The 18,732-nt window shown below is 73.3% G+C and carries 16 protein-coding genes; 1 reads left to right on the top strand and 15 read right to left on the bottom strand.

The annotated features are described in order from the left end of the window. Positions 1–284: 284 nt before the first annotated feature. The 10 genes from AB0O00_RS13040 to nrdR form a co-directional block, all read right to left on the bottom strand. The gene (locus AB0O00_RS13040) at positions 285–1,499 is read right to left on the bottom strand and encodes a cytochrome P450 (RefSeq protein ID WP_363651099.1); all 1,215 of its coding nucleotides are present in this window, start codon (positions 1,497–1,499) and stop codon (positions 285–287) included. Positions 1,500–1,590: 91 nt separating this feature from the next. Next, the gene (locus AB0O00_RS13035) at positions 1,591–2,835 is read right to left on the bottom strand and encodes a cytochrome P450 (RefSeq protein ID WP_363651097.1); all 1,245 of its coding nucleotides are present in this window, start codon (positions 2,833–2,835) and stop codon (positions 1,591–1,593) included. Continuing rightward, positions 2,832–3,527 carry an ATP/GTP-binding protein gene (locus AB0O00_RS13030; RefSeq protein ID WP_363651103.1) on the bottom strand — a complete coding sequence of 232 codons (696 nt, stop codon included), beginning with the start codon at positions 3,525–3,527 and terminating at the stop codon, positions 2,832–2,834. The genes AB0O00_RS13035 and AB0O00_RS13030 overlap by 4 nt, the downstream gene beginning before the upstream one ends. A gap of 151 nt (positions 3,528–3,678) precedes the next feature. Next, positions 3,679–4,047, bottom strand: a complete 369-nt coding sequence (locus AB0O00_RS13025) for a DUF742 domain-containing protein (protein WP_329924666.1) — start codon at positions 4,045–4,047, stop codon at positions 3,679–3,681. Continuing rightward, positions 4,044–4,478 (bottom strand): roadblock/LC7 domain-containing protein, encoded by a 435-nt coding sequence (locus AB0O00_RS13020; RefSeq protein WP_363651095.1) that lies wholly within the window; start codon positions 4,476–4,478, stop codon positions 4,044–4,046. The genes AB0O00_RS13025 and AB0O00_RS13020 overlap by 4 nt, the downstream gene beginning before the upstream one ends. After that, the gene (locus AB0O00_RS13015; protein ID WP_363651093.1) at positions 4,478–6,172 is read right to left on the bottom strand and encodes an ATP-binding protein; all 1,695 of its coding nucleotides are present in this window, start codon (positions 6,170–6,172) and stop codon (positions 4,478–4,480) included. The genes AB0O00_RS13020 and AB0O00_RS13015 overlap by 1 nt, the downstream gene beginning before the upstream one ends. Before the next feature lie 266 nt (positions 6,173–6,438). Next, on the bottom strand, positions 6,439–7,002 hold the full coding sequence (locus AB0O00_RS13010) for a Clp protease N-terminal domain-containing protein (RefSeq protein ID WP_363651091.1): 564 nt from the start codon (positions 7,000–7,002) through the stop codon (positions 6,439–6,441). A gap of 3 nt (positions 7,003–7,005) precedes the next feature. Further along, positions 7,006–7,242 carry a helix-turn-helix domain-containing protein gene (locus AB0O00_RS13005; protein ID WP_363651090.1) on the bottom strand — a complete coding sequence of 79 codons (237 nt, stop codon included), beginning with the start codon at positions 7,240–7,242 and terminating at the stop codon, positions 7,006–7,008. A gap of 208 nt (positions 7,243–7,450) precedes the next feature. Beyond that, a complete protein-coding gene (locus AB0O00_RS13000) occupies positions 7,451–10,342 on the bottom strand; it encodes a vitamin B12-dependent ribonucleotide reductase (RefSeq protein ID WP_363651088.1) in 2,892 nt (963 codons plus the stop codon). A gap of 221 nt (positions 10,343–10,563) precedes the next feature. Next, positions 10,564–11,058 carry a transcriptional regulator NrdR gene (gene nrdR, locus AB0O00_RS12995; protein WP_363651086.1) on the bottom strand — a complete coding sequence of 165 codons (495 nt, stop codon included), beginning with the start codon at positions 11,056–11,058 and terminating at the stop codon, positions 10,564–10,566. A 562-nt stretch (positions 11,059–11,620) separates the two neighbouring features. On the opposite strand from nrdR, the gene lexA reads away from it, so the two are divergent. Then, positions 11,621–12,283, top strand: a complete 663-nt coding sequence (gene lexA, locus AB0O00_RS12990; protein ID WP_224281048.1) for a transcriptional repressor LexA — start codon at positions 11,621–11,623, stop codon at positions 12,281–12,283. Between the two features lie 78 nt (positions 12,284–12,361). Here lexA and AB0O00_RS12985 read toward each other — a convergent pair whose 3' ends face one another. The 5 genes from AB0O00_RS12985 to AB0O00_RS12965 all read right to left on the bottom strand — a co-directional run. After that, complete coding sequence (locus AB0O00_RS12985; RefSeq protein WP_363651084.1) at positions 12,362–14,479, bottom strand: ATP-dependent DNA helicase; 2,118 nt, start codon at positions 14,477–14,479, stop codon at positions 12,362–12,364. Between the two features lie 12 nt (positions 14,480–14,491). Beyond that, the gene (locus tag AB0O00_RS12980) at positions 14,492–16,321 is read right to left on the bottom strand and encodes an IucA/IucC family siderophore biosynthesis protein (RefSeq protein WP_363651082.1); all 1,830 of its coding nucleotides are present in this window, start codon (positions 16,319–16,321) and stop codon (positions 14,492–14,494) included. Beyond that, complete coding sequence (locus AB0O00_RS12975; RefSeq protein WP_363651080.1) at positions 16,299–17,669, bottom strand: SidA/IucD/PvdA family monooxygenase; 1,371 nt, start codon at positions 17,667–17,669, stop codon at positions 16,299–16,301. Before AB0O00_RS12975 ends, AB0O00_RS12980 begins: the two co-directional genes overlap by 23 nt. Positions 17,670–17,678: 9 nt before the next feature. Next, a complete protein-coding gene (locus tag AB0O00_RS12970; RefSeq protein WP_363651101.1) occupies positions 17,679–18,290 on the bottom strand; it encodes a GNAT family N-acetyltransferase in 612 nt (203 codons plus the stop codon). An 11-nt stretch (positions 18,291–18,301) separates the two neighbouring features. Beyond that, positions 18,302–18,732 (bottom strand): IucA/IucC family C-terminal-domain containing protein (locus AB0O00_RS12965; RefSeq protein WP_363651078.1); only part of this gene is annotated, 431 nt, incomplete at its 5' end.

The raw sequence follows: 18,732 nt of genomic DNA, 5'->3' as shown, positions 1-18,732 counted from the left end.
GTGGCCCCGCACCGCCCTCGGCAGGTGGTCCTCGTGCCAGGCGGCCTTTGTGCCAGGCGGCCCTTGTGCCAGGTGCCCCTCGCGCCAGGTGCTCCTCGTCCCGAGGAGACGGCTTACTGCGGCCAGGCGGCGTCGATGTCGCCCGCGACCTTCTGGATCGTCCTGCCCTCGGCATGCGGACGGCGGGGCCGATCCGACGACGGTAACCCAGCCGCCGGTCGCCGCCAAGGTCCGTGCACGGGACGGGCGGCCGGCCAGCGGGGGACGAACCGTACGGGCACCCGTCAAAAGAGCCGGATCGGCAGCTCCAGCAGGCTGTTGACCACCAGCGACGGGCTCGGCCGCAGCTCCCCGTCCGGCACCGCGAGCGACAGCCCCGGGAACCGCTCGAACAGCGCCGGCAGCGCGACCCCCGCCTCCAGCCGGGCCAGCGGCGAGCCCGGGCAGACGTGCGGGCCGTGCCCGAAGGACAGGTGGCGGGACGGGTCCCGGGTGACGTCGAACAGCTCCGCCGTCACACCGTGCTGCGCCGGGTCCCGGCCGATCGCGTTGTACGAGATCAGCACCGGCTCGCCCGCCGGGATCACCGTGTCGCCGACCGGGATGTCCTCGGCCGCGAAACGGAACAGGAAGTTGCTGGTCGGCGGGGTCCAGCGGAGCGACTCCTCCACCACCGCGTCCCACGACACCTGCCCCGAACGCACCAGCGCCAGCTGGTCCGGGTGGGCCAGCAGCGCCCGGACGGCGTTGCCGATCAGGTTCACCGTGGTCTCGTGCCCGGCCGCGATGATCACCCGCAGGGTCGCCGCCGCCTCCGCGTCGGTCAGCTTGCCGCCCTCGGTGTCCGCCGCCAGCAGCACGCTCGCCAGGTCGTCACCGGGCGCCGAACGGCGCTGCGCCACCAGGTCGTTGACGACGGCGTTCAGTCCGGCGATGGTCGCCTGGATGCCCTCCGGATCCGGCTTGATGCCGAAGAACCGCTCGTACAGGTCGCGCAGCACGCCGTGGTCCGACTCGGGCACGCCCAGCAGCGAGCAGATCACCGTCATCGGGAGCGGGAACGCGAACGCCGTCTTCAGGTCCACCTCCGGCCCGCCCGCGGCGAGCGCGTCCAGCAGCCGGTGCGTGATCTCCTCGACGCGCGGGCGCATCAGCTCCACCCGGCGCGGGGTGAACGCCTGCGCCACCAGCGCCCGCAGCCGGCGGTGCTCGGCGCCGTCCGTGGTCACCATGCTCGGGCCGGGCACCGCGAGGCCGATCAGCGGCCAGGTCTTCGGGACCTCCCCGCGCTGGAAGGCGGCCCAGTGCGCGGCGTCCTTCACCAGCCGGGCGTCGGTCAGCAGGTCGCGCGCGGCGGCGTGCCGGGTCACCGCCCACGCGGCGACCCCGCCGGGCAGCTCGACCGGCACCGCCGGACCGGCGGCGCGCAGCAGGGCGCCCTCGGCGGCGGCGTCGCGGGCCAGCGGGTCGAGGACGATCGGGGCCTGGGCCGCGGTCATCGGCAACTCTCCTTCAGGCTGTGGACGTTCGTACGACGGGGAGTTCGTACGACGCGGAGTTCATGCGACGGGGAATCCGTCGGCGGGCCGGTCAGGCCGCGTGCCCCGGGGTGAACGAGACCGGCAGCGCCATCAGCCCGCGCACCCAGGCCGAAGGACGCCACACCAGCGCGTGCTCGGCCACCGCGAGCCGCAGGTCCGGCAGGCGGTCCAGCAGCACCTCGATCGCGGTCGTCGCGATCACCTCGGCCGACTCCTGCGCGGGGAACGGGCAGCCGTGCTCGCCGTACGAGTAGCTCATGTGCGCCCGGTTGCCCTCGGCGGGCCGGCCGTCCGGCTGGCGGACCGACGGGTCGGAGTTCGCCCCGGCGAAGCCCAGCAGGAGCATGTCCCCCTCGGCGATCCGCTGGCCGCCGAGGTGGGTGTCCCGCACGGCCCAGCGGCCGGCGAAGATCTGCGTCGGGGTGTCCTCCCAGAGCGCCTCGTTGAGGGCCTGGCTGATGCTGCGCCGGCCGCCCGCGAGCGAGGCCGCGAAGCGTTCGTCGGTGAGCATCAGGCGCAGCGCGTTGGAGATCCAGTACGAGGTCGGCTGGTGGCCGGCGATCAGCAGCACCCGCAGGTCGCGCATCACCTCGTCCTCGGTCAGCCCGGCCGGGTGCTCCAGCATGCGCGACGCGACGTCGGCCCCCGGGTGCCCGGTCTTCTCCCGCACCAGGGCGAGCATCAGCTCCAGCAGCCGCTGCGCACCGGCCGGGGCGTCCGGGCCGCCGTCCAGCATGGTCAGCAACGCCGCGATCAGCTCCGGCGCCTGGTCCTCGTCCAGGCCGAGCACCCGGCACAGCACCAGCAGCGGCATCCGGTGCGCGTACTCGGCGACCAGGTCCGCCTCGCCGCGGCCGGCGAACCCGTCGATCAGCCGGTCGGCGATCTCCTCGGCGTGCTTGCGCAGCTCGTACGGGTCGACCGCGGCCAGCGCGTCGGTGACCGCCCGGGAGCGGCGCACGTGCTCCTCGCCCTCGGCGTACAGGATCGACGGCACGGGCGCCATCATCGGCTTCAGCGGCCAGTCGGCGGGCAGGGTGTCCCAGGCGTGCCAGCGGGCGGAGTCGCGGCCGAACAGCTGCGGCTGGCCGGTCACCAGCTGGAGCTCGCGGTAACCGATGACCAGCCAGGCGGGGACGCCGCCGGCCAGCTCGACCGGGGCCACCGGGCCGTGCTGGGCGCGCAGCTCGCGGTAGAGCTGGGCCGGGTCGGTCTGGAAGCGCGGCCCGTACAGCGGCGTGGCGCCGGCGTGCGCCGGGCAGCCCGGGGGCGGGGTGACGGCGGGCTCGGTCACGGGGTGCTCTCCTCGTACTGTTGCGCGGGGGATTCGGGCTGCTCTGCGAGGGGTGCGGCCTGCCGCACGGGGAGTCCGGCCTCGGCCGCCAACCCGGCCGCCAACCCGGCCGCCAACTCGACCTCCGACGAGGCCTCCAACTCGGCCTCCGCGAGGGCGGCCAGGTGGCCGACCAGCTCGATCAGCACCCGCTTGCCGGACTCCCGGTCCCGGGCGTCGCAGTCCACCAACGGCACCTCCGCGGGAAGGTCGAGCGCCTCGCGGACCTGCTCCAGGGTGTGGGTCGGCTCGCCGAAGTTGTTGCGGGCCACGATGAACGGGGTGCCGTGGTGCTCCAGCCGGTCGATGGCGTACCAGGACTCCTCCAGACGGCGGGTGTCCACCAGGACGACCGCGCCGAGCGCGCCGCTGAAGAGGCGGTCCCACAGGAACCAGAAACGTTCCTGCCCCGGCGCGCCGAACAGGTAGAGCACCTGGCTGTCGGAGAGCGTGATCCGGCCGAAGTCGAAGGCGACCGTCGTGGAGCGCTTGCCCCAGGCGCCGGCCGGGTCGATGCCCTCGCCCGCCCGCGTCATGACCTCCTCGGTGTTCAGCGGACGGATCTCGCTGACCGAGCCGACCAGCGTCGTCTTGCCGACGCCGAAGCCGCCGACCACGACGATCTTCAGCGCGTTGTCGGCGGTCGCGCGCAGCGGCGTGCGGCCGGTGGCCGGGACCGTTGCCGTCGCCGGGGCCGCCGGCTGGGCGTCCGCCGTCGGAGCCGCCGCCGGGGCCACCGGCAGGGCGTCCGTCGCCGGGGCCACCGGCAGCGCGTCCGCCGTCGGAGCCGCGATCACGGACGGGTCAGAGCCGTTGGAGGCCATGCAGCACCTGCTTCAGCGTGTCGAGATCGGGCAGCCGGGCCTTGTTCGGCGCGAACCGGGGGTGCCGGGCGGTGACCGCCCCGCTCTCCAGCAGGTCGCCGAGCAGGATCTTCACCACCGAGACCGGCAGCGCCAGCTCCGCCGCGACCTCTACGACGGCGGTCGGGGCCTCGCACATCCGCAGGATGCGCGCGTGCTCCGACTGCATGCCCGGCGCCGGCTCCCGCTCGGCGACGATCAGCGTGACCAGGTCGAAGGCGTTCTCCGGGGAGCGGCTGCGGCCGCGGGTGATCGTGTAGAGGCGGTCCGGGTCGTCGTCCCGACCCGGCAGGACCGGCCCGGCGTTCATGCCCGGGCGCTCTCGTGCGTCCCGGTGTCCTCCGCCGACCTGGCCGGCGCGCTCAGGTGGACGCCGATCTGCTCGATCAGGCCGTGCATGTTGTGGCCGACCACGCCCACGTCCGCCTCGTCGTCCGTGACGACGGCCAGGTGCGCGCCCTCGCCGGCCGCCACGATGCACAGGATGCCGCCGTGGAACTCGGTCATCGACTGCCGGACGCCGCCGGTGCCGTCGCCGAACTCGATCGAGGCGCCGTGCGCGAGGCTCTGCAGTCCGGAGGCGATCGCGGCCAGCTGGTCGGCCTGGTCGGTGCCGAGGCCCGACGTGTGGCACAGCTTGAGGCCGTCGGCGGAGAGCACCAGGGCGTGCCGGGCGCCGGGGGTGACGCTCAGCAGGTTTTCCAACAGCCAGTCGAGGTCACGGTCGGTCGCGCTGCTCATCAGGAGTCCTTCTCGGTGACGGGGGAAGCGTCGGGCGTGGTGTCGGTGTCCGTGGTCGGGGCGTCCTGCGCCGCGCGCTGGGCGGCCCGGCGGAAGGCGCCGAACCGGGCGGCGGCCGTCGAGGCGTCCGCGCGGACGGGCTTCGCGGACGGGGCCGCCGCCGCGGGGGCGGTGGCGGTGAGGGTCTGGCCGCGGCGGCGCTGCGGGAGGCCGCTGTCGGTGATCGGGGTGGGCGTGGGCGGCAGCGGGGCCGGCGCGGCCGGTACGGGGACCGCCGGGGTGGCGGGCGCGGGCGGCAGCGGGGCGGGCGCCGGGCGTGCGGGGGTGAGCGCCGGGCGCACCGGCTCCGCGACGGGCGTCTGGACCGGGGCGGGCGCCGGGGCGCCGTGCGTGAGCAGTTGCTGCGGTACGAGCATCACGACGCCCGTACCGCCGCGCGCCGACGGCCGGAACGAGATCTGCAGGCCGTGCTTGCGCGCCAGCACGCCGACCACCGCGAGGCCCAGCCGGGTACCGGCGGAGAGCGTCGCGAGGTCCAACGGCTCGGCGGAGACGGCCCGTTCGGCCCGGCGCAGCCAACTGTCGCTCAGCCCGAGGCCGCTGTCCTCGACGGTGACCGCCAGCCCGGCCGGCACCTCCTCGACGTAGACGTGCACCTCGGCCGGCGGGGCGGAGAAGTTGGTGGCGTTGTCGAGGAGTTCGGCCAGCGCGTGCATCACGCCCTCGGCCGCGTACCCGGCGACGGCCGCGGTGCTGGCGTTGTGCAGCCGCACCCGCTGGTAGGCGCCGATCCGGCCGAGCGCGCCGCGCAGCACCGACTCCACCGCGATCGGCTTGGCCCAGCGGCGGCCCGACCGGGCTCCGGTGAGCACCGCGATGCTGTCGGCCATGCGGCCCGCCTGGGCGGTCGAGTGGTCCAGCCGCAGGAGGTCGCCGAGGACCTCCTCGTCGTGCCGGTGCTGCATCTCGCGCAGCTCCGCGTGCATGCTCGTGGCCAGCGCCTGGACGCGCCCGGCGGCGGTCGCGCACACCGCGAGCGCGGCGGCCCGCAGCCGCTCGCCGCGGCCGACCTCCTCCGCGACGGCGCGCAGCAGCGCGTACTGGGGGTGCGCGCGGTGGGCGGTCAGCGCGCTGTCGACGGAGACGCCGCCCCGGAGCTTCTTCACGACCTCGGGCAGGACCCCGTCGGCGAGCCGCTCCAGGTCCGCGCGCTCCGCGTCGGCCGCCGCCGTGGCGGCCTCCGTCCGCGCCCGCTCCTCGTCGAGCTCGGCGCGCAGCCGGGCCAGCTCGGCGTGCGCGGCGGCGACGTCCGCCTCGGCGCGGGTCCGCTCGGCGCGGGCGGCGTCCCGCTCGGCCCTGGCGGAGGCGGCGGCGTCGTGCGCGGCGGTCTCGGCCTGCCGGGCCGAGCCGGCGAGGACAAGGGCGGCGGTGGTCTCCTGGTGCTGGGCGGCGAGGTCCTCGGTCAGGCGCCGGGAGCGCTTGGTCCCGCTCGCGGCCATGCCGACGGCGATCAGCCACAGGATGCCGACGGCCCCGACGGCGAGGGCGGTCAGCGGCTGGTGGGCGCCCAGCGCCCGGCCGATCCCGACCGGCCCGGCGATCAGCGCGAGCAGGACGGCCGCGGCGGTCAGCCCGACGGTCCGCGGCGCGGGCGGCCGGCGCGGGCCGCCGTCGGAGCTGGTGGCTTCTCTCATCAGTGCGGTCCTCGACAACGGCGGCGGCTCGGGCGGCGGGTCGGCGACGATGGCGGCACCGACGGTGGTTCGAGCGCATACGAGGCCGCCCGGCGGCGTCGCGAAACGTCTCCGGGCGGCTGATCGATTCACGCTTTCGGCCGATCATATCGATTCAGACATTGCCCTCAAGCAGCCAGTTGACGGTCAATCTCGTTCATTCACGCCGCCTACACCGATTCGCGACGCCTGACGGCCCATGAATCGCGCGCCTGGCACGCCCCCACTCAGGCCAGTTTCGCCTCCACCGCCTGCCGGACGGCGCCCAGGTCCAGCCCGTGGTCGACGATCACCCGCGCCCCGAGCCCGTCGCCCTCCCGGATCACCCCGAGCAGCAGGTGACCCACCGCGATCTGACCGGACTTCAGCCGCAGCGACTCCCGCAGCGACAGCTCCAGCGCCTTCTTCGCCCGGCCCGTGAAGCGGCTGCGCGCACCCTTCGGCTCCGACCTGAACCAGCCGCGCCGCTTCGACTCCTCCTCCGCGGGCGCATTCAGCGCACCCTCCCCGAAGGCGGCCTCCACCGACGACCGGACGGCGTCCAGGTCGATCCCGATCGAGGCCAGCGCGGCGGCGTCGTCACCCGGACCGAGCAGCCTGCGCACCGCCTGCCGCGCGGTCTCCCGGTCCAGGCCGCTCTCGATCAGGACGGCGGCGGACGGGTCGTCCGGCACCCCGAGGACGGCCAGCAGCAGGTGCTCCGTGCCGATGTGCCCGTGCCCCAGGGCCGCGGCCTCCTCGTGGGCCGAGGTCACCACGTGCCGGGCCTGGTCGGTGAATCTCTCGAACATCGCTCAGTCTCCGTCCTGTTCCGGGCCGGCCGCGCGCCGGGCGTACTTCTTGTGTACGGCCTGCCGGGTCACCCCGAGGCAGACCGCGATGTCCTGCCAGGACCAGCCCTGCGCCCGGGCGTTGCCCACCTGGAGCTTCTCCAGGCGGTCCGCCAGGTCGCGCAGGGCACGGACCGACCGGAGCCCCACGGCGGGGTCCCGGCTGCTCGCGGCTGCCGCGAGCTCTCCGCTCTCGCTCATGCTGTCAACTTTGGTTGACGCCTCCGAGAATGTCAACCCTGGTTGACACTACGGTCTCCGATTCGCTCCGCCACGGTCTCCTCGAAGGTGCCCCGGCCCCACCGCTGACATCGAAGCCTGGACACGAAAAAAGCGGGGCGAGGACCGTGAAGTCCTCGCCCCGCTTCGCGTTCTCACCTCAAGCGGCGGGAACCGGGGTCGGGCGTGATCAGCTGCAGCCGCTGGTGGAGCCGCAGCCCTCGCAGAGGTAGCAGCTGCCGGCGCGGCGCATCTTGGTGCCGCAGGAGAGGCACAGCGGGGCGTCGGCGTTCAGGCCGAGCTGGATCTCCATCAGCTCCGTGGAGTTGTGGGCCTCCCGCACCGGGGCCTTGGGCGCCTCCACGGCCGGGGCCGGGGCGGGCCTGGCGGCCACCGGGAGCACGGGGGCGGACTGGGCGAGGCTCTCGGTGTCGAGCTCCTCGGCCTCCAGCGGCTCGTACGAACCCGTCTCCAGGTGGCGCTGGCGCTCCTCGACGGAGTGGATGCCGAGCGCCGAGCGGGTCTCGAACGGCAGGAAGTCCAGCGCCAGGCGGCGGAAGATGTAGTCGACGATCGACTGCGCCATCCGCACGTCCGGGTCGTCGGTCAGACCGGCCGGCTCGAAGCGCATGTTGGTGAACTTCGAGACGTACGTCTCCAGCGGCACGCCGTACTGCAGGCCGACCGAGACGGCGATGGAGAAGGCGTCCATCATGCCCGCGAGGGTCGAGCCCTGCTTGGACATCTTGAGGAAGACCTCGCCGAGGCCGTCGTCCGGGTAGGAGTTGGCCGTCATGTAGCCCTCGGCGCCACCGACCGTGAAGGAGGTGGTGATGCCCGGGCGGCCCTTGGGCAGGCGCTTGCGGACCGGGCGGTACTCGACGACCTTCTCGACCACCGCGGCGGCCGGGGCCTCCTCGGCCTTGGCCTCGGAGTCCTTCTTCTTGGCCGAGAGCGGCTGGCCGACCTTCGAGTTTTCGCGGTAGATCGCGAGCGCCTTGACGCCCATCTTCCACGCCTCGAAGTAGATCTCCTCGACGTCCTCGACGGTCGCGGCGGCCGGCATGTTCACCGTCTTGGAGATGGCGCCGGAGATCCAGGGCTGGATCGCCGCCATCATCCGCACGTGGCCCATCGGCGAGATGGAGCGCTCGCCCATTGCGCAGTCGAACACCTCGTAGTGCTCGGCCTTGAGGCCCGGCGCGTCGACGACGTTGCCGTGCTCGCCGATGTGGGCGACGACCGCCTCGATCTGCTCGTCCTGGTAGCCCAGGCGCTTGAGAGCGCGCGGGACGGTGCCGTTGACGATCTGCATCGAGCCGCCGCCGACGAGCTTCTTGAACTTGACCAGGGCGAGGTCGGGCTCGACGCCGGTGGTGTCGCAGTCCATCATCAGGCCGATGGTGCCGGTCGGGGCGAGGACCGAGGCCTGGGCGTTGCGGAAACCGTTCTGCGCGCCGAGGCGCAGCACGTCCTGCCAGGTCTTGTTGGCCGCGAGCCAGACCGGGGCGTCGAGGTCGTCGAGGGAGACGGCGTCCAGCGAGGCGTCCGCGTGCTGCTTCATGACCCGCTGGTGCGGGGCCGCGTTGCGGGCGTAGCCGTCGTACGGGCCGACGACACCGGCGAGTTCGGCGCCGCGGCGGTAGGCGGTGCCGGTCATCAGGGAGGTGATGGCGCCGGCCAGGGCGCGGCCGCCCTCGCTGTCGTAGGCGTGGCCGGTGGCCATCAGCAGGGCGCCGAGGTTGGCGTAGCCGATGCCGAGCTGGCGGTAGGCGCGGGTGGTCTCGCCGATCTTCTCGGTGGGGAAGTCGGCGAAGCAGATGGAGATGTCCATCGCGGTGATGACCAGCTCGACGACCTTGGCGAAGGTGGCGGCGTCGAACGTGTCGTCGTCGCGCAGGAACTTCATCAGGTTGAGCGAGGCGAGGTTGCAGCTGGAGTTGTCCAGGTGCATGTACTCGGAGCAGGGGTTGGACGCGTTGATGCGGCCGGACTCCGGGCAGGTGTGCCAGTGGTTGATGACGGAGTCGTACTGGATTCCGGGGTCGGCGCAGGCCCAGGCGGCCTCGGCCATCTTGCGGAACAGCTTCTTCGCGTCGACGGTCTCGATGACCTCGCCGGTGAGGCGGGCGCGCAGGCCGAATTCGGTGCCGTTCTCGACGGCGGTCATGAATTCGTCGGAGACGCGGACCGAGTTGTTGGCGTTCTGGTACTGGACAGAGGCGATGTCGTCGCCGCCGAGGTCCATGTCGAAGCCCGCGTCGCGCAGGGCGCGGATCTTCTCCTCCTCCTTCACCTTGGTCTCGATGAAGGCCTCGACGTCCGGGTGGTCGACGTCGAGCACGACCATCTTGGCGGCCCGGCGGGTGGCGCCGCCGGACTTGATGGTGCCGGCGGAGGCGTCGGCGCCACGCATGAAGGAGACCGGGCCGGAGGCGTTGCCGCCGGAGGTGAGGAGCTCCTTGGAGGAGCGGATGCGGGAGAGGTTGAGGCCGGCGCCGGAGCCGCCCTTGAAGATCATGCCCTCTTCCTTGTACCAGTCGAGGATCGACTCCATGGAGTCGTCGACGGCCAGGATGAAGCAGGCGCTGACCTGCTGGGGCTGCTTGGTGCCGACGTTGAACCAGACCGGCGAGTTGAAGCTGAACACCTGGTGGAGGAGGGCGTGCGTCAGCTCGTGCTCGAAGATCTCGGCGTCGTCCTTGGCGGCGAAGTAGCCGTGCTTCTCGCCGGCGGCGCGGTAGGTGAGCACCACGCGGTCGATGATCTGCTTGAGGCTCCACTCGCGCTGCGGGGTGCCGACGGCGCCGCGGAAGTACTTGGACGTGACGATGTTGACGGCGTTGACCGACCAGAAGTCGGGGAACTCGACGCCGCGCTGCTCGAAGTTGATCGACCCGTCGCGCCAGTTGGTCATGACGACGTCGCGCCGCTCCCAGCGGACCTCGTCGTAGGGGTGGACGCCAGGGGTGGTGTAGATGCGCTCCATCCGCAGGCCGCCCTTGGGGGCCTTGCCGGCACCCTTCGCCGTGGCCTTGTCGGACTTCGACCCGCGTGCGGAACCGCTCGTGGTGTCTGTCACTTCTCGCTCCTCCTCCTGGGCAAACGCCCGACTCCTGGGCAAACGCCCGTGGTGCCCCGAAAAGTCCGGGCACCGCTGGTTCGTTCTTCCGGTGTGCGGGCAGGCGAGAGCCTCGCCCGCTTACGCACGGTTTGTGATGTTCTGTGCCCGATTTCCGGGCACGCGTGGGCCCCGGAGGGCCGTCATGGCACGGTTGGGCCCCGCGGGGCCGGGGGCGCCTCCTAGGGCGCGGCGGCGGCAACGGGCACGCAGGCGCCCTCCGCCTCGGCGGGCCGGCCGGCGCGGATCTCCGCGATGGCGGCCTCGAAGTCTTCCAGTCCGTCGTACGCCTGGTACACGCTGGCGAAGCGCAGGTACGCGACCACGTCGAGTTCCTTGAGCGGGCCGAGTATGGCCAGTCCCACGTCGTGGGTGGTCAGCTCGGCGTTGCCGGTGGCGCGCACGCACTCCTCGACCCGCTGGCCGAGCAGGGCGAGCGCGTCCTCGGTGACCGGGCGGCCCTGGCAGGCCTTGCGGACGCCGGAGATGACCTTCTCCCGGGAGAACGGCTCGGTGACCCCGCTGCGCTTGATGACCATCAGCGCGGCCGTCTCCACGGTGGTGAAGCGGCGGCCGCAGTCCGGGCACTGCCGGCGACGGCGGATCGAGCTGCCGTCCTCGGTGGTCCGGCTGTCGACGACGCGGCTGTCGGAGTGCCGGCAGAAGGGGCAGTGCACCTGAAGGATCCCTCCCTGGCAGGACGTGCGGACTGGTCGAGTCTATGCGATGCGCCCCGGGCCTCGGCAAGCTGATCATGCGCCGCGACCACTACCACTGGGCACGGAGAGGACTGTAGCCACTAGATGTAGGCCTCGGGGGGAAGCAACACCCCTGGCGTGTCGACGCCGATTAGACTGCGGAAGTCGAGCTCTGGTCGAACATTCGATCGATGTACAACAAAGCCTTGATCGAGTCAGCCAACTCTCGAATAATTCACTCGAACGTGTGTTTGGCGCAACCTTTCGATACGAGGTGCGTTGGGCTGGAAAAAGGAGAGGACAGCCGTCGAGAGGGGCCGCCGTGAACACCATCGAAAGCAACACCATCCCGGTGCAGGAACACTCCCAGTTCAAGGTGGGGCAGCGCACCACGAATCAGCAGAGTGTGGACGTCAGCATGGACCGTAGCGAAGACCACCGCCTCTCCGGCCCGGCCGTTTCCAGCGCGAGCCGCGTCCCCGACCAGCCGATCGAACATTCGCCCGTCCTGGACGACGCCCACCCGGCGCCGGCGCGCGCGATGCCCGGCCGCCCCCCCGGCATCCGGACCGACGAGGCCGGGCTCACCGAGCGCCAGCGCCGCGTCATCGAGGTCATCCGGGACTCCGTCCAGCGCCGGGGCTACCCGCCGTCCATGCGCGAGATCGGCCAGGCCGTCGGCCTGTCCAGCACCTCCTCGGTCGCCCACCAGCTGATGGCCCTGGAGCGCAAGGGCTTCCTCCGCCGGGACCCGCACCGTCCGCGCGCCTACGAGGTCCGCGGCGTCGAGGTGGCCCGCCCGAACACCGCCGAGACGGCCGGCCGGCCGTCCACCTCGTACGTCCCGCTGGTCGGGCGGATCGCCGCCGGCGGGCCGATCCTGGCCGAGCAGACGGTCGAGGACGTCTTCCCGCTGCCGCGCCAACTGGTCGGCGAGGGCGAGCTGTTCGCGCTCACCGTGCGCGGCGACTCGATGATCGAGGCCGCCATCTGCGACGGCGACTGGGTCACCGTGCGCCGCCAGCCGGTCGCCGAGAACGGCGACATCGTGGCCGCGATGATCGACGGCGAGGCCACCGTGAAGCGGCTCAAGCGCGAGGACGGCCGGATCTGGCTGATGCCGCACAACCCCGCCTACGAGCCGATCAACGGCGACAACGCGACCATCCTGGGCAAGGTCGTGGCGGTGCTGCGCCGCCTCTGAGCGCGCCCCGCGGGCACACACCGGGAAGGGGCTCCACCGCGGGTGCGCGGGGAGCCCCTCCGGCGTTCCAGGGGCTTCTCAGCCCCGCTTCGCCACCGGCCTGACCGGCGCCGCCGAGGCGTCGATCGCCGCCAGCGAGCGGCGCACCTGGTTGCGGTCCGTCGTGTACCAGAACTCCGGCATCGAGGAGCGGAAGAAGCCCCCGTACCGCTTGGTCGCCACCCGCGGGTCGAGCACCGCCACGATCCCGCGGTCGTCGGCCGCACGGACCAGCCGGCCCGCGCCCTGCGCCATCAGCAGCGCCGCGTGCGTCGCCGCGACCGCCATGAAGCCGTTCCCGCCGCGCTGTTCGACGTCCTTCTGGCGGGCGCTCATCAGCGGGTCGTCCGGCCGCGGGAACGGGATGCGGTCCATCACCACCAGCTGGCAGGCCGAGCCCGGCACGTCCACGCCCTGCCAGAGCGAGAGCGTGCCGAACAGGCAGGTGGTCGCGTCCGAGGCGAACTCGCGGATCAGTTCGCCCAGGGTGTCCTCGCCCTGGAGGAGGATCCGGTTGTCGAGCCGCTCGCGCATCGCCTCGGCGGCCGCCTGGGCGCCGCGCATCGAGGAGAACAGGCCCAGCGTCCGGCCGCCGGCCGCGCCGATCAGCTCCGCCAACTCGTCGAGCATGTCCGGCCGTTCGGGGTCGCGGCCGGGCTCGGAGAGGTGCTTGGCGACGTACAGGATGCCCTGCTTGGGGTACTTGAACGGCGAGCCGACGTCGATGCCCCGCCAGTGCGGCACCGCGTCCTCTCCAAATCCCGGTTCCGGGTTGTCCCCGGGCGTGCGCTCGTCCGGCAGCCGGGCCTCCGAGGGCAGGCCGACCGAGCCGGCCACGCCGTTGAAGTCCCCGCCGAGCTTGAGCGTGGCCGAGGTGAGGACGACCGAGCGCTCCTTGTACAGGCCCTCGCGCAGCAGCCCGGAGACGCTCAGCGGCGCGACCCGCAGCGAGGCCGTGCCCATGCCGAAGCGGTCGCTGCGCTCGATCCAGACCACGTCGTACTCGGAGTCCTCCAGCAGCCGCTCGGCGGTCTCGTGCAGCGTCTCCACGGAGGCCATGGCCTGCTTGCGGACGGCGTCCTCGTCGGTGAGGCCCTTGTCGCGCGTCTCGCCGAGCGAGGTGATCACCTGCCGGGAGGCGTCCCGGATGGCCGTGACGGCGTACGCGAGGTACTCGGGCAGCTCCTCGACCCGGCCGGGCTGGGCGGTCTCCATCAGGCCGTGGTAGTTCTCGGCGGCGGCCTGGAGCGCGTCGACGGCCTTCTCGTTGGCGAGGCGCGCGGCCCGCTTGACCGCCCGGTTGACGGCGCCGACGGTGAGCTCGGCGGTGGCCGCGCCGGTGACCCGGTTGACCAGCTCGTGCGCCTCGTCGACGATCAGCAGCCCGTGCTCGGGCAGCACCGGCGCGCCCTCGATCGCGTCGATCGCGAGCATCGCGTGGTTGGTGACGACGACGTCCGCGAGCTTGGCCCGCTCCCTGGCCTTCTCCGCGAAGCACTCCTGCCCGTACGCGCAACGCGTCGCGCCGAGGCACTCCTTTGACGTGACCGACAGCTGGGACCAGGCCCGGTCGGACACCCCGGGGCTCATGTCGTCGCGGTCGCCGGTCTCGGTCTCGTCCGCCCACTCGCGCAGCCGCAGCACCTCCTGCCCGAGCTTGCTGGCCGGCCCGCCGAGCGCCTCGGCCGGGTCGAACAGGCCCTCGCCCTCGTCGCTCGGGGTGCCCTCGTTGGCCCGGTGCAGGCACAGGTAGTTGGAGCGGCCCTTGAGCATCGCGAACAGCGGCCGGCGGCGCAGCACCGGGTGCAGCGCGTCCACCGTGCGCGGCAAGTCCCGTTCGACCAGCTGGCGTTGCAGCGCCAGGGTGGCGGTGGCGACCACGACGCGGTCCCCGTGCGCGAGCGCGGGCACCAGGTACGCGAGGGACTTTCCGGTGCCGGTGCCGGCCTGGACGAGCAGGTGCTCGGCGTGGTCGACGGCGTCGGCGACGGCCTCGGCCATCTTCACCTGGCCGGGGCGTTCCACGCCGCCGACGGCCGCGACGGCGGCGTGGAGCAGCTCGGGGATGCGCGCGCGCGGGACCGCGACGGCCTCCCCGGTGTCGGCGGGGTCGGCTGCGTCCTCGCCGGGGAGCTGGGTTTGGGAGTCGTTCGTCATGACCCTCCCACCCTACGGCGCGGGGGTGACAATCCGGTCCCGTTGCCCGGGGAGATCCGCGCCGGGGGTGACGAGGGCGTTGGGCACCGTGCCGTGCCGGGCGGCGTGCGGCCGGTGCGGGCGGTCCTGGTAGCCGTCGAGGAGCAGCCGGTTGCGGTTGAGGCAGAGGCGGTCGATGCGCGGGGTGAAGAGGTCGAACAGCTCGAAGCGCCCGCGCAGCTCGGGGAAGCGGTCCTGGTGGCGGCGGATCTCGTCGCGCAGCAGGGCCCAGAACTCGGCCTCGGGCAGCCCGGTCTGCGCCTCCAGGAGCGGGGCGAGGTAGCGGTAGACGCCGATGAAGAGCCCGGAGTGCAGGAACTGGCAGAGGCCGTCGGCGGGCTCGCGGAGCAGGACGTCGTCGACCTCGGCGGGCAGGTCGCGCAGTTCGGGGAGGTCCTCGTCGCTCAGGTTGACGTCGTCGACGAAGTCCTTGACCGCGAGGCGGGCGGGGGCGTCGTGGGCGTCGAAGACGACGATGGCGTTCTCGCCGTGCGGGGAGAAGACCAGTCCGTAGCGGTAGAGGAAGTGGAGCAGCGGCGGCAGCATGGCGGCGAACAGCCGGCGGGTCCACTCGGCGGGGGTGAGCCCGGAGCGGGCGATCAGCTCGGCGGCGAGGGCTCGGCCGTCGGAGCCGGTCTGGAGGAGGGCCGCGAGGGTGCGGGCGCGCTCGCCGTCCGCCAGGAAGGGGCCGAGTGGTTCGCGCCAGATCGCGCCGAGGAGCTCCTTGTACTGGTAGGGCGCCTCGGGCAGGTCGCGGTAGAGCGGGTGGTCGACGGTGACGGAGGCGATCTCGCCGAGCAGGATCACCCGGCATTCGTCGCGCAGGAACGGGTCGGCGTCGCGCAGGCCGTGGATCCAGGCGGTGACGGCGGGCGCGGCGAGGGTGCGCTCCACCGGCAGGCCGCGCCAGACCAGGGTGTTGAGGATGGAGAGCGGCAGTTTGACGGTGCAGCGTTCGGGGCGGGCGGTGTTGAAGAAGGAGCGGATGGACTGCTGGGGCAGCCGTGGGTCGCCGTCGGAGGGCAGCGGGACGATCTCGCCGGAGGCGATCCAGGGCGCGAACAGCGGGACGACCGTCTCGTCCCACTGCCAGGGGTGGACGGGCAGCAGCAGGTAGTCGTCGGCGTCGGGGCCGAGCGCGGCGCGCAATGCGCCGGGGTCGTCGAGCTCGCGCGCGTACAGCTGCTCGGGCCTTTCGAGGCCGGGCACACCGCGGTAGCGGGCGAGCCGCCGGTGGACGGCGATCCAGGGCAGCGGGCGCGGGGTGCGCGCCTCGGGGGCCCAGCGGGCGGCGTCGGCGGCGGAGAAGCCGATCCGGCCCTTGTTGGGGACGATCCAGGGGTGGCCCTCCTGGCGGCCCTCCAGCGCGGGGTGGTCGAGGTCGGCGAGTTCGGCGGCGGTGAGCGCGGTGGCCAGCTGGTGCGCGTCGGCGGTGAGGGTGGCGGTGAGCTCGCGGATCAGGTGGCCGGTGGTCTCGCCGCGCAGGCCGAGGGTGTGCCGGGCGTACGGGAGGAAGCGCAGCGGGTCGAGGCCGTCCTCGCGGTCGCAGCGGACGGTGTCCGGGTCGACCCGCCAGCTGCCGTAGGCGCCGCGGCGGGCGGTGAAGCGGTACTCGGCCTCGGGCAGCCCGAGCAGGTACGCGCCGTCCTCCGCGCCCGGGACCGGGACGGGGGTGAGCAGTTCCTCGTAGGCGAACTCGCCGAGCATCTTGGCCAGCAGCGCGCGCCCGGCCCGCTGCCAGGGCCCGGGGGTGAGCTGCGGCGGCAGGTAGAGCGGCGGTTCAGCGGCCGGCGGTTGCGGCACGGGTCAGCTCCTGGGGGTGGGGGAAGGCGGGGACGGGCGGCGCGAAGCCGGTCCACGCGGTGCGGGTGGGCAGCCGGTGGACGGTGCGGCCGGTGACGGCGTTGAGGATGACGGCGGCGCGGTGGGCGCCGAGTCCGAGGTCGGGGGTGCCGACGCCGTGGGTGTGCAGTTCGGCGTTCTGGACGTAGAGGCCGCCCGTGAGGTCGGGCCGGGTGGCGACGCGGTGGTCCAGGTCGACGCGGTAGCGCCCGGCTTCGTCCCAGTCGATCAGGTGGGCGAGCGGTTCGAGCGCGGCGGGGCGGGCGGCCCGGTAGCCGGTGGCGAGCACGACGGCGTCGGTGCGCACGACGTGCTCGGCGCCGGAGTCGGTGTGCCGGCAGCGCAGTTCGAGGCCGCCGCAGGGGCCGGGTCCGGCCTCGGTGACGGCGGTGCCGGGGGTGATCTCGACCGGGGTGGTGTCGATCGGGCGCCCGATGGTCCGCTCGTAGAGGTGGTCGTGGATCTCGGCGAGGGTCTCGGCGCTGGCGGCCTTGTGCAGCTGCCACTGGGCGGCGACCAGGGTGTCCCGGACGGTCTCGGGCAGGCCGTGGAAGTAGCGGGTGTAGTCGGGGGTGAAGTGCTCCAGGCCGAGCTTGGAGTACTCCATGGGCGCGAGGGCGCGGGTGCGGGTGAGCCAGCGCAGCCGGACGCCGTCGCCGTCGTGGCGGCGCAGCAGGTCGAGGAAGACCTCGGCGCCGGACTGGCCGCTGCCGACGACGGTGATGTCCCGGGCGCCGTCGAGACCGGCCCGCCGGTCGAGGTAGTCGGCGGAGTGGAACGCCGCGAGGTGGCCGTCGAGGGCGGCGAAGGCCTCGGGCAGGACGGGCCGGGTGCCGACGCCGAGCGCGAGGTTGCGGGCGTGCACGCGGCTGCGCCGGCCGGTCGCGGTGTCGGTCAGCTCGGCCCGGAACAGGCCGTCCTCCCAGTGCAGTTCGCCGACCTCGGTGGCGAACCGGCAGGTGCCGAGCCGCTCGGCCGCCCAGCGGCAGTAGTGGTCGTACTCGCGGCGCGGCAGCTGGAAGCGCTCGGCGAAGTAGAACGGGAACAGCCGTTCCTGGTCGCGCAGGTAGTTGAGGAAGGACCACCGGTTGGTGGGGTCGACCAGGGAGACGAGGTCGGCGAGGAACGGCACCTGCATCCGGGCCCCGTCCACCAGCATCCCCGGGTGCCAGCGGAACTCCGGGCGCTGGTCGCAGAAGAGCGTCCGCAGGCCGGCGACGGGCTCGGCGAGCGCGGCGAGCGAGAGGTTGAACGGGCCGATGCCCACGCCGAGCAGGTCGTACGGCGGCTGGGGGGTGGAGGAGTGCACGGGGGTGTCCTAGGCGGGGAGTGAGGCGCGGTCGCGGATCATCAGGGCGGCGCGCTTGTCGGGCAGGTCGAGCTCGCCGGCCGGCCGGAACCCGGCCCGTTCGAAGGCCCGGACCGAGCGCACGTTGCGGACGTCGGGTTCGGCGACCACCCGTTCGCAGCCCGGCCGTTGCCGCAGGATCCGGTCGGCGAGGGCGGCCAGCAGGACGGCTCCCAGGCCCCGGCCGCGGCTCGCGGCGGGGCCGAGCAGCAGGTGGACGCCGGTGTCGTGGGGCCGGGCGGGGTAGTGCGCGGCGAGCGGGTCGAGGTCGGCGCGGTAGACCTCCCAGTAGCTCATCGGGGCGCCGTCGAGCAGGCCCAGGCAGGGCACGCTGCGCCCGTCGCCGTCGAGCTGGGCCCGGACGTGCCGTTCGGTGACGGCGGGCGGCCCGGCGAGTTCCCAGAAGGCGGCGACCTCGGGGTCGTTCATCCAGCCGGCGAGCAGGTCCAGGTCGGCGGGCAGCCGGACCGGGCGGAGCCGGAACGCGCCGGCCGGGGTGGGGGTTTCGCCCCACCCGGGCACGTCGTCGAGCATCATGCCTCCGCCTCGCTCCGCTCGGCGGGGGCGTTCGCCCACGCGCACCTCTTCCTGGTTCACTCGCTTCGCTCGCTCACGCACGCGTCCGCCAGGGGGTTGGGGATGTTCACGTAGACGGACTGCGTGGCGACCGGGCCGACGAGCTCGTCCAGGCCGTTGATCCGGGTGAGCAGGTTGGCCTTGCAGGGCAGCGTCGACGCGTCGAGCAGCAGCGCGGGCAGCGCCGAGCCGGTGGCGGTGACCTCCGGCCCAACGAGGAACCGGCGCAGCGCGGCCAGCAGCACCGTTTCGTCGGCGAGCCCCTGCGAGCCGAGCGCGCCGACCAGGCCGAGCACGTGGTTGATCCCGAGGTAGTAGGCGAAGTGGTGGTCGATCACGTCGTCCGGGAGGAAGGTGTCGCTGTGCTCGCCGAGGCCGGGCAGCCGGGCGGTGAGCCGCGCGGCGGCGCTCTCCCGGTAGTAGTAGCCCTGGTTGTCGCGGTAGCGCC

This window comes from Kitasatospora sp. NPDC093558, assembly GCF_040683475.1.
In the GTDB taxonomy this organism is placed as follows: Bacteria; Actinomycetota; Actinomycetes; order Streptomycetales; family Streptomycetaceae; genus Kitasatospora.
The sequence above is the reverse complement of the archived record's forward strand: the minus strand, read 5'-3'. Positions and strand labels throughout refer to the sequence as shown.

Coding starts and splice junctions, on each gene's coding strand:
- AB0O00_RS13040 (WP_363651099.1), bottom strand. CDS start 1,499: ATGACCGCGGCCCAGGCCCCGATCGTCCTCGACCCGCTGGCCCGCGAC.
- AB0O00_RS13025 (WP_329924666.1), bottom strand. CDS start 4,047: ATGAACGCCGGGCCGGTCCTGCCGGGTCGGGACGACGACCCGGACCGC.
- AB0O00_RS13020 (WP_363651095.1), bottom strand. CDS start 4,478: ATGAGCAGCGCGACCGACCGTGACCTCGACTGGCTGTTGGAAAACCTG.
- AB0O00_RS13015 (WP_363651093.1), bottom strand. CDS start 6,172: ATGAGAGAAGCCACCAGCTCCGACGGCGGCCCGCGCCGGCCGCCCGCG.
- AB0O00_RS13010 (WP_363651091.1), bottom strand. CDS start 7,002: ATGTTCGAGAGATTCACCGACCAGGCCCGGCACGTGGTGACCTCGGCC.
- AB0O00_RS13005 (WP_363651090.1), bottom strand. CDS start 7,242: ATGAGCGAGAGCGGAGAGCTCGCGGCAGCCGCGAGCAGCCGGGACCCC.
- lexA (WP_224281048.1), top strand. CDS start 11,621: ATGCCCGGCCGCCCCCCCGGCATCCGGACCGACGAGGCCGGGCTCACC.
- AB0O00_RS12985 (WP_363651084.1), bottom strand. CDS start 14,479: ATGACGAACGACTCCCAAACCCAGCTCCCCGGCGAGGACGCAGCCGAC.